The sequence below is a fragment of the Cupriavidus sp. FW305-3-2-15-C-LB2 genome, from assembly GCF_058787575.1.
The window spans coordinates 78393-85656 of sequence record NZ_JBYSZW010000033.1 but is presented as its reverse complement, the minus strand read 5'-3'; the positions used below and the strand labels follow the sequence as shown (position 1 = coordinate 85656).

The 7264-nt window shown below is 67.8% G+C and carries 7 protein-coding genes; 6 read left to right on the top strand and 1 reads right to left on the bottom strand.

Going from position 1 to position 7264, the window contains the following annotated elements; all coding sequences use genetic code 11:
- The 6 genes from AC3WRR_RS22575 to AC3WRR_RS22550 form a co-directional block, all read left to right on the top strand.
- Window positions 1-252, top strand: a 252-nt coding sequence (locus AC3WRR_RS22575) for a hypothetical protein (RefSeq protein ID WP_492298194.1), incomplete at its 5' end; no start/stop codon positions are given.
- A gap of 148 nt (window positions 253-400) precedes the next feature.
- Window positions 401-2074, top strand: coding sequence for an AMP-binding protein (locus AC3WRR_RS22570; RefSeq protein WP_492298192.1), 1674 nt, complete (start codon window positions 401-403; stop codon window positions 2072-2074).
- 40 nt (window positions 2075-2114) lie between these two features.
- Window positions 2115-2501 carry a DUF488 domain-containing protein gene (locus AC3WRR_RS22565; protein ID WP_010813475.1) on the top strand — a complete coding sequence of 129 codons (387 nt, stop codon included), beginning with the start codon at window positions 2115-2117 and terminating at the stop codon, window positions 2499-2501.
- Window positions 2502-2558: 57 nt separating this feature from the next.
- Window positions 2559-3803 (top strand): nucleoside recognition domain-containing protein, encoded by a 1245-nt coding sequence (locus AC3WRR_RS22560; RefSeq protein ID WP_492298190.1) that lies wholly within the window; start codon window positions 2559-2561, stop codon window positions 3801-3803.
- A 395-nt stretch (window positions 3804-4198) separates the two neighbouring features.
- The gene (locus AC3WRR_RS22555; protein WP_492298188.1) at window positions 4199-6316 is read left to right on the top strand and encodes an FUSC family protein; all 2118 of its coding nucleotides are present in this window, start codon (window positions 4199-4201) and stop codon (window positions 6314-6316) included.
- Window positions 6317-6428: 112 nt separating this feature from the next.
- Entirely contained in the window at window positions 6429-6707 is a 279-nt protein-coding gene (locus tag AC3WRR_RS22550; RefSeq protein ID WP_010813472.1) for a DUF1488 family protein, read from the top strand.
- 54 nt (window positions 6708-6761) lie between these two features.
- On the opposite strand, the gene AC3WRR_RS22545 is transcribed toward AC3WRR_RS22550, so the two are convergent.
- On the bottom strand, window positions 6762-7232 hold the full coding sequence (locus AC3WRR_RS22545; protein ID WP_011616168.1) for a universal stress protein: 471 nt from the start codon (window positions 7230-7232) through the stop codon (window positions 6762-6764).
- Window positions 7233-7264 lie beyond the last annotated feature (32 nt).

Below are 7264 nucleotides of genomic sequence, written 5' to 3'. Positions count from 1 at the left end.
TTCAGCGCCGCTGCGTTGTCTGCAGCAGAGAAACGAGATTATGCAGAGCTTTCTTCGTTTCGTCAACCGTTTCAGCAACTTTTTTCGCTGCGGTCAGCGCTGCAAACTTCGCTGCGCCAACCCTTCCGGTCGACCCCGCATCCCTTGCTGCGTCTGCTTTGCAGCGCTGCGTTGTGTTGCGAGGGGGCGAATATTAAGGGACGCAGGACCGACTGGCAAGCGATTTCGCGAAATAATTCGAACCCCCCGTAAAAGCGGCGCACGAGGCTCAAATGTCGCGGTGGTGACAGCATCCAGCGGCGCCTCGGCTTAAGCTGAGACCGTGGGCGTTGGCCCAACCCGAGACGTCCTCTTTATATATAGACGTCGAATGCCAAGCAGAGCAGTTGAAGGAGACAAGATGACCCGACCCGTGACGCCCGGCCTCTCCGTGGTCGCCGGCAGCACCGACATCCCCCTGTCTGATGAGACGATTCCGGCATTGCTGGCGCGCACGGTCGCCGCAAACCCGGGCGCCCCGGCCGTGGTGTTCCGCGAGCATGGTGTGCGCTGGAGCTGGGTGGAGTTCAGCGACCAGGTCGATCGCCTGGCCAGCGGCCTGCTCCGGCGCGGGATCCAGCCGGGCGACCGGGTCGGCATCTGGGCGCCGAACCGGCCCGAGTGGCTGGTGACCCAGTTCGCCACCGCTCGTATCGGCGCCATCCTGGTCAATATCAATCCGGCCTACCGCCAAGCGGAGCTGGAATATGCGCTGAACAAGGCCGGCGTGCGCATGCTGATCACGGCCGCGCGTTTCAAGGCCAGCGACTACCTGGCCACCCTCCAGGCGCTGGCGCCGGAACTGGCCGAGGCCGAGCCGGGGGCGCTGCGCTCCGCCCGGCTGCCCCGGCTGCAGTGGGTGATCCGCATGGGAGGCGAGGCGACGCCCGGCATGCTCAATTACGATGCACTGCTGGCCGAACCCGATACTGTGCGCCTGGACGCGGTGACCGCGACGCTCTCCGCGCTCGACGCCATCAATATCCAGTTCACCAGCGGCACCACCGGCAACCCCAAGGGCGCCACCCTGACGCATCACAACGTGGTCAATAACGGCCGCTTTGTCGCCATAGCGATGCGACTTGGCGACAGTGACGTACTGTGCATCCCGGTGCCGCTCTATCACTGCTTCGGCATGGTGCTGTCGGTGCTGGCCTGCGTCTCGGTCGGCGCCTGCATGGTGTTCCCGGGCGAGGCCTTCGATCCGCTCGCGACCATGCAGGCGGCCAGCGAGGAACGCTGCACCGCCCTGCATGGCGTGCCGACCATGTTTATCGCCCAGCTGGACCATCCGGAGTTCAGCCGCTTCGACTTCTCGACCCTGCGCACCGGCATCATGGCCGGCGCCCCCTGCCCGATCGAGGTCATGAAACGCGTGGTGGCGGACATGCATATGTCGGAGGTCACCATTGCCTATGGCATGACCGAGACCAGCCCGGTCTCGTTCCAGAGCGCCACCGACGATCCGCTGGACAAGCGCGTCGCCACCGTCGGCCGGGTGCAGCCGCACTTGGAATGCAAGGTGGTCGACGCCCTCGGCGAGGTCGTGCCGACCGGCGCCACCGGCGAGCTTTGCACCCGCGGCTATTCCGTGATGCAAGGCTACTGGGAAGACGACGAGCGCACCCGCGAGGCCATCCGCGACGGCTGGATGCACACCGGCGACCTCGCCACCATTGACGACGAGGGCTACTGCAACATCGTCGGCCGGGTCAAGGACATGCTGATCCGCGGCGGCGAGAACATCTACCCGCGCGAGATCGAGGAATTCCTGTTCCGCCATCCCAAGGTGCAGGCGGTGCAGGTCTTTGGTGTGCCTGACCAGAAGTACGGCGAGGAGGTCTGCGCCTGGATCGTGCTCAAACCCGGCCAGAGCGCCACCGAGGAAGAGATCCGGAAGTTCTGCCGCGATCAGATCGCCCACTACAAGATTCCGCGCTATATCCGCTTTGTCTCGGAAATGCCGATGACTGTGACGGGCAAGGTGCAGAAGTTTGTCATGCGCGACACCATGATTCATGATCTGGGACTTTAGCCGGACGCACATGCGTCGGCAGACATGAGCGGGATCCCCCATGACCATCCGAATCGTAAGACTGGGCACGCCGCGCGCGGACGATGAAGGCCTGCGCATCGGCACTGTGCGCCGGCCGCCGCGGGGCGTGCCCAAATCCGAGTTTGCCAGCCGCGATTTCTACGATGTCTGGTATCCCGTGCTGTCGCCATCGCCCGAGCTGGTGGCCCAGGCGCTGCAGGCCACCGATGACAAGCAATGGCGGGCGTTCGTGCGGCACTTCCGCAAGGAAATGGCCGAGCCGGACGCCAGCCGCACGCTCGACCTGCTGGCGGCGCTGTCGCACCAGACCAATTTCTCGGTAGGCTGCTACTGCGAGAACGAAGCGCACTGCCACCGCTCGATCCTGCGCGAGCTGCTGGCCGAACGCGGGGCCGTGATCGGCTGAGCTGCACGCCGTGCCGGGAATCTCCCCGGCTTTGATTTCCCCGCTTCCCGCATTCCGATGGCCCTGAACGTTGTCTGGCTCGGTTTCTTCCTGATTTCCTTTGTCGCCGCCTGCGTCCGCCTGGCCAGCGGCGATCTCACCGTGTTCCCGGCGATGCTGGCGAGCCTGTTCGACAGCGCGCGCACGGCCTTCGAGATCGCGCTCGGCCTGGCCGGGGTGATGAGCCTGTGGCTCGGCATCATGCGCATCGGCGAGCGCGCCGGCGTGGTCGATGCCTTTGCCCGGCTGGTGAACCCGCTGCTGCGCCATTTCTTCCCCGGCGTGCCGCAGGGGCATCCGGCACAGGGGGCGATGATGATGAACGTGTCGGCCAACCTGCTCGGGCTGGACAATGCCGCCACGCCGCTCGGCCTGAATGCCATGCGCGAGCTGCAGACACTGAACCGGCGCCCAGACGTGGCCACCGATGCGCAGATCATGTTCATCGTGCTGAATACGGCCGGGCTGACGCTGATCCCGACCTCGGTGATCGCGATCCGGCAGGCCATTGCGGTCAAGCAAGGGCTGGTGGGTTTCAATGCGGCCGATATCTTCCTGCCGACGCTGCTGGCCACCGGCGGCTCATGCCTGGCCGGCCTGCTGGCGGTGGCGTGGGTGCAGCGGCTGAACCTGCTGCGCCCGGCCGTGCTGGTGGCGTTCGGGCTGGTCGCTGCGCTGCTGGGCGGGATGTTCGCCTGGCTGCGGCACGCGCCGCCGGGGCAGGTCGGCAGCGTGACGGCACTGGCCGGCGCCGGCTTCATCCTGTCGCTGATCACGCTGTTCCTGCTCTGCGGCGCGCTGCGGCGGGTCAATGTCTATGAAGCCTTTATCGATGGTGCCAAGGAAGGCTTTGGCGTCGCCGTGCAGATTATTCCCTACCTGGTGGCAATCCTCGTAGCCATCGGCCTGTTCCGGGCCACCGGCTGCATGGACGTGCTGATGGGCTGGCTGACGCTGGGCTTTGCCCAGCTGGGCATGAATACGGACTTCGTGCCGGCGCTGCCGGTCGGGCTGATGAAGATCCTGTCCGGCGCCGGCGCGCGCGGGCTGATGGTGGATGTGATGACGACCTATGGCGTGGACTCGTTCCAGGGAAGGCTGGCGGCGATCATCCAGGGCTCGACCGAGACCACTTTCTATGTACTGGCGGTCTACTTCGGCAGCATCAATGTGCGCAATACGCGCCACGCACTGGGTTGTGCACTGGTGGCCGATGCTGCCGGGATCATGTGTGCCGTAGGTGCCGCATATCTGTTCCGCTAGGACATGGATGCTGGAAACCGGATTTTGTCGCATCGATACAACACCATTGTGCGCAATGTCGGACATTGACACATGGCCACTTGGTGCGTCGCAACAAATCATGTATATTGGAGTCTGTCTCCTCCACCACCTCGGTGGATTCCAACCCACGCACAACCTGCGTGGGTTTTTTTTCGCCTTCGCGCCGAAACGGTCACAACCCCTGTGCACGTTTGCGCCTGCTGGCGCAGCAATCGTGCTTGGATCCTCACCACGGGGCTTGCTCGCGCCACCTTGGTGCGGCGACCTGATGCTGTGGCCGACAGGCCAGTTTTGTTGCAACGCAGCAAACGGTATCGTAGAGTGGTCTCACGACGGGCGCCCGACCGGGCAGGCCCGCGTGGATCCCGGCCCGCATGTTCGCCTCCGCCCTCCTTGCCCGCTACTGGCCTGACCCCGTCCTGCTCCGGCGCGGGATCATCTATGCACTGTCGTTCCTGGCCCTTGCCGGTATTGGCTGGCTGACCGGGGATGCAGGCTACCTGTGGTCGGCAACGGCCTCGATCTGGACCTGCCTGGCGGACCGGCAAGGCACGGCGTCGGCACGGCTATCCAGCCTGGGAGCGGTCGGCATTGGCGGGGCGGTAGCCAGCGCGCTGGGCGCGGCCGTCGCGCCTTCGCCCTGGCTGGCCGTACTGGTCGTGATGGCAGGAGGGCTTGCCGCAGGCCTGGCGGAGACGCGCGGCCCGGCCAGTGCGCTGGCGGCCAAGCTGCTCTATGTCGTGCTGGTGGCCGCGTGCCTGCAGCCTGCGGCCGGGCCTGAGCTCGCCGTGCAGGCCCTGCAAAGCGGGCTCGACTTCCTGCGCGGCGGCGTGTTCGCGTGCCTGGCTTGCCTGGCATTGATCCCGTCGACCCGCGACGACCGGCCACGCACCGAGATCGTGGCCGCATACGACGCGCTGGTCCGGCTCGCCACGGCACTCGCCGACACCCGCCACGGCAATGACCTCGCCACCTGCAAGCAGGACATCCGCAACCGCATCGAGGCTGCGCGCGGGGCCATCGAGGCCCGACGCAGCCTGCGCGACCCCAGCACGCTCCTGCACTATGGCTATGCCGTGGGTGTTGCCGACGCCCTGTTTGCGCTGCTGATCGTCGCGGGCGAGCTGCGCGAGCGCGCCGGCACCGCCCATGGCTTGCCGATGCAGCCGCCGTTGCGTCATATCGCACGCTGCATCGCCGACGCCCGCGAGCAAGTTGGCCAGGCCCTGGCGCGGCACGCGCCCGACCTGCCGGCATTGAGCGCGGCGCTGCGCCACGAACTGCGGCGCCTGACCGCGCCCGTGGCCAATGCCAGCGCCCCGCCCCCCTACCAGTCGGCACTATCCGCCCTGGCGCGCCATCCGGATTTCGACCGATGGCGCGCAAGCTTCCGCTGGCCGCGGCGCGGCATCGGGCACGGGCTGGCCCAGATGCTGCGCGGGCTGGCCGACCACGCCGCAGGCGATGCGCTGGCCACGCGCCACGCCCTGCGCCTGGCGCTGGCCGGCAGCCTCAGCCTGCTGCCGGCGCAGTGGTGGCGGCTGGACCATGGCTATTGGGTGGCGGTGACCGTGATCATGGTGCTCAGCCCCCAGTTGCAGACTACCCGGCAGGTTTCCGTGAAACGCTTTGCGGGCTCGCTGGCTGGCGCATTGTGCGCCTGTGTCATCGGCCTGCTCCATCCGGCGCCGGTGGTGGCGCTGGGCATCAGCGCGGCCTTCCTGGCCGGGGCCTATGCCAGCCGCCTTGCCGGGCAGCCCGGGGCGTTCGCGTTCTGCCTGACGCCGGCCGTGATCCTGTTCTCATGGGTGGGCGCGCCGGCCCTCGACAGCAGCCACTTTGCCGCGCTGCGCGGCATCGATACCGCGCTGGGCTGCCTGATCGCGCTGGCCACGTACTATGTGCTGGCACCGCGCGTGGAGATGTCGCGCGTGTTCCGCCATGCCGTCGACGCGGTGGCGGTCAACGCGGTCTACCTGCGAGCCGCCTTCGCGGCCAGCCGCGTGGCTGAGGCCGCGACGCCGCCTGCCGTGCCGCGGCTGGAAGCCTTGCGCATTGCCGCCGGACGGGCTTCCACCCGCGCCGAACTCACGCTGGCACAGACCGCCGGCGCGCTGGCGCCGGGCTATACCGGGGCCTACCAGCGCGTGCATGCGAGCGCACGCCGCATGGCCGCGCTGGCCGGCGTGGTGCGAGCCGGGGTGGAGTCGGGCGTTTTCACGCTTCCCGCCGGGGCTGAAGTGCGCGCACTCCTGACGCAGCTGGAAGCCCAACTGGCCGAGCTGGCGATGCGGCCGGGCCTGGCAGACGCTGCCGGCGACACCGAGCGGCCCGCGCTGCCACCCGCTGGCGCGCTCGACGCCTTCCTGGCGGAACAGGCCGACTACGCCGCCGCGCATATCGCCGCCGCCCATGCCGCGGTGGCGGACCTGCGCACGCTGGGCGCGGCCGCGCGCAAGCCGCCGGTGCGCCGGCGGGCGCACAGCGGCTGAGAGGCATCAAGAAAGAAGCTTGCCGGCCCGGCCAGCGTACCGGCCGGGCTTTACGGAACGCGGCAATGGCCTATATTGATCTAATACGCTCGCCGCCAGCACGAGGCACGCCATGTCCGACATCACGTTCCCTCGCAGCCTCCCGACCTACTGCGCAGCCAGCCTCACGCTGTCCTGCCCCGCCACGGTCAACGGCAGTCCCACCCTGTATTCCGTCACCGCCGAGGCCCTCGAGGCCCATTTCGGCGCGCGTTCGCCGCGCGAGGAAGACCTGGTCGCAGCCTTCACCAGCAACCGCCAGCGCATCGAGCGCCTGGCCGAAAGCATGTTCGAGCTGACCGAGGCGCGCGAGATCGTGCTGCGCAGCGGCCATTTCCGCTTCGCCGGCTGAGTCCCGTCGGCTGCCCTGGCGTCCCCGATGGGGGGCACGATTTCATTCGGCCGTTCAGTCAGCCTTCGCCTCGCCGCGCACCAGCAGCACCGGCATGGTGGACTGGCGTATCACCGCCTCGGCCACGCTGCCCAGCACCAGACGGCGCACGCCGCGGCGTCCGTGCGTGCCGATCACCAGCAGGTCGGCGCCCCATTGGCGCGCGGCCTCGTTGATCGAGGCCCCCATGTCGCCTGGCACCGGCGCTTCGGTCACCAGCCGGGTTTCATGCGCCACGCCGGCCGCGGCCAGCCGCTGCGAGGCGGCCTGCAGCGCGCGCTGCCCGCTTTCCTCAAACGCCTTCTGCAGCTGGCTCGGATCGTAGTACCCGGCATCGAACATGGGCGTGCCGGTGTCCACGACATAGAGCGCCAGCACGGTGGCGCCGCCCGGAGCCGCCACGCGTATGGCTTCGCCCAGCGCCAGGTCGGACGTGCTGCTGCCGTCCACCGCCACCACGATCTTGCTGTATGCCGCGCTAGTCATAGGAATTGCCTCCGTTGGAAAGGGATGGCGGC